This window comes from Bathymodiolus azoricus thioautotrophic gill symbiont, assembly GCF_001298715.1.
Taxonomy (GTDB): domain Bacteria; phylum Pseudomonadota; class Gammaproteobacteria; order PS1; family Pseudothioglobaceae; genus Thiodubiliella.
This window is the reverse complement of sequence record NZ_CDSC02000510.1, coordinates 1-2,520: the sequence shown is the minus strand read 5'-3', so window position 1 is coordinate 2,520 and position 2,520 is coordinate 1. Positions and strand designations below refer to the sequence as shown.

The window sequence follows — 2,520 nt, the reverse complement described above, 5'->3', positions numbered from 1 at the left end:
GTTTGGCAAGCTCTAGCTGGTTCAATGGATTAACCTTTCGTTTGTTGCAAAAATCCATTAACGCCTTGTTATTAATACCATTAAATTTAATTTCTTCGCCATTGACAAATACCTGAACGGAATTATTTTTTTGCAGGTAGGCAACTTTGCACACAGAATGGAGTTGGTAATTGCCGTGTGAGTCGAAGTCTTCATTTTGATTATCATATTCAAACAGTTGTAAGTTTTGCCTGTCCATCGTGTCTAGCCTTGTCACAAATTTAGCAACAGACACAGCGTCAATCTCTAACAAAGTTTGTGCTTGTTGAATGGCGCTATTAGGAATTAGTGCAGGCTGCTTAGTGTTACGCCACTGTGGGTCTTGGTAATAAGATTGGCTGAGATGCTTAGAGCAAGGTTTGTTGATAAACTCGAACAACTCTTGCGCGCTATATGCACGATAACCAAAAGACAGTGTGATGCAGTCATCATCTAAGCTTACACCGTGATGCGCCACTTTAGGCGGTATATACAGTATATCGCCTGGTTCAACATCAAACACCTGCTCGGCGTTGAATTTATTCATAATCCTAAGGGGTGCATCCTCTAAGTAATTACTCAGTTCACAATCTTGCCTACTAAGATGCCAGCGACGCTTGCCTTTACCTTGTAATAAAAATACATCATAATAATCAAAGTGTGGCCCAACACTACCACCTGTAGCAGCGTAGGAAATCATCACATCGTCAAAACGCCAACGAGGTATAAAATCAAATTCTGTAATGAGATTATGCACCGCATCAATATGCCTATCAACACCTTGTACTAGTAGTGTCCAATTTTTCTGGTGCAAGCTAGGATGTCTGTGTGTCGCTAAAAAATCTTGTTCGACAAAAGGTCCGTTGCGTAGCGACCACTTTTTAGAGTTTATAGAGCCTGTGATTAGGCGCGATTCAAACTCTTCTTCAAGCGATAAACCAGCTAATTCATCAGGGGTAATCGGTGATACAAAATCAGGTAAAGCTTGTTTGATTAGCAAGGGTTTTTTCTGCCAATACTCATTTAAGAATTGTTGTTGGGATATTTTTCTAAAATGTATCATAATTATTGTAATTTTAGTGCAACGCGTTATTCAAAATGGTTAAAATTCAAGTTTACAATCTAAATAATACAAGGAAAAACCATGTTCAATAAATCTCAAACTCTAGCCAAGGTAGATAGCGATATTGCAAATGCAATTACAAAAGAAGAAGCGCGTCAAGAAACACACATTGAACTCATTGCCAGTGAAAATTATACTTCACCTGCAGTCATGGAAGCGCAAGGTTCACAACTCACTAATAAATACGCTGAAGGCTATCCAAATAAGCGTTATTACGGTGGCTGTGAACATGTAGATGTTGTAGAGCAATTAGCGATTGAGCGTGCTAAGGCGTTATTTGGTGCAGATTATGCTAATGTGCAACCGCACTCTGGTAGTCAAGCAAATGCAGCGGTTTATCAGGCGTTATTAACACCAGGTGATACAGTTTTAGGTATGAGTTTGGCGCATGGTGGGCATTTAACGCACGGTGCAGCGCCATCATTCTCAGGTAAAAACTTTAACGCCATTCAGTATGGACTAAATCTTAAAACAGGCGAAATTGATTACGATGAAGTTGAGTGTCTTGCTAAAGAACACAAGCCTAAAATGATTATTGCAGGCTTCTCAGCATATTCTCGCGTGGTAGATTGGCAACGCTTTAGAGATATTGCTGATGGTATTGGTGCTTATTTAATGGTAGATATGGCGCATGTGGCTGGACTAATTGCAGCAGATGAATACCCATCACCAGTTGGTATTGCTGATGTTACGACTACAACAACGCACAAGACTTTGCGTGGTCCGCGTGGAGGATTGATTTTGGCTAAGGCTAATGCGGAAATTGAGAAAAAGCTTAATTCTGCGATTTTCCCTGGTATTCAAGGTGGTCCACTCATGCATGTTGTTGCCGCTAAAGCAGTAAGTTTTAAAGAGGCAATGACCGATGATTATAAGGCTTATCAAAAGCAAGTTAAAGTCAATGCGCAAGCGATGGCAGAGATTTTTATTGAGCGAGGCTTTGATGTGGTTTCGGGCGGCACTGATGACCATCTGTTCTTAGTTAGTTTTATTGAGCAAGGACTAACAGGTAAAGCGGTAGACGCTGCTTTGGGTAATGCACACATTACTGTGAATATGAATGCTGTACCAAATGACCCACAATCCCCGTTTATTACCAGTGGTATTCGTATTGGTACACCAGCAGTAACAACGCGTGGTTTTGGCGAAAAAGAGTGTAGAGAATTAGCCTCAATGATATGTGATATTTGTGATGAGCTTGATAATCAATCAGTGATTGATAGTGTTAAAACCAAGGTTGCCATACTTTGCGCTAAACACCCAGTTTACAAGTAGAATAATCAATGCGTTGTCCATTTTGTCAATCTGACGAAACCAAAGTTTTAGAAACTCGTTTGGTTGCTGATGGTGCACAGGTGCGTAGAAGACGCGAATGTAGT

At 40.4% G+C, this 2,520-nt stretch carries 3 protein-coding genes; 2 read left to right on the top strand and 1 reads right to left on the bottom strand.

The features are described 5' to 3' along the window. A partial coding sequence (locus BAZSYMA_RS09560) for a cupin domain-containing protein (protein WP_090718558.1) occupies window positions 1–1,081 on the bottom strand: 1,081 nt, incomplete at its 3' end. Window positions 1,082–1,162: 81 nt separating this feature from the next. On the opposite strand from BAZSYMA_RS09560, the gene glyA reads away from it, so the two are divergent. Both glyA and BAZSYMA_RS09550 read left to right on the top strand, forming a co-directional pair. Then, window positions 1,163–2,416, top strand: coding sequence for a serine hydroxymethyltransferase (glyA, locus tag BAZSYMA_RS09555; RefSeq protein ID WP_090718555.1), 1,254 nt, complete (start codon window positions 1,163–1,165; stop codon window positions 2,414–2,416). Between the two features lie 8 nt (window positions 2,417–2,424). After that, a partial coding sequence (locus BAZSYMA_RS09550; protein ID WP_479385937.1) for an NrdR family transcriptional regulator occupies window positions 2,425–2,520 on the top strand: 96 nt, incomplete at its 3' end.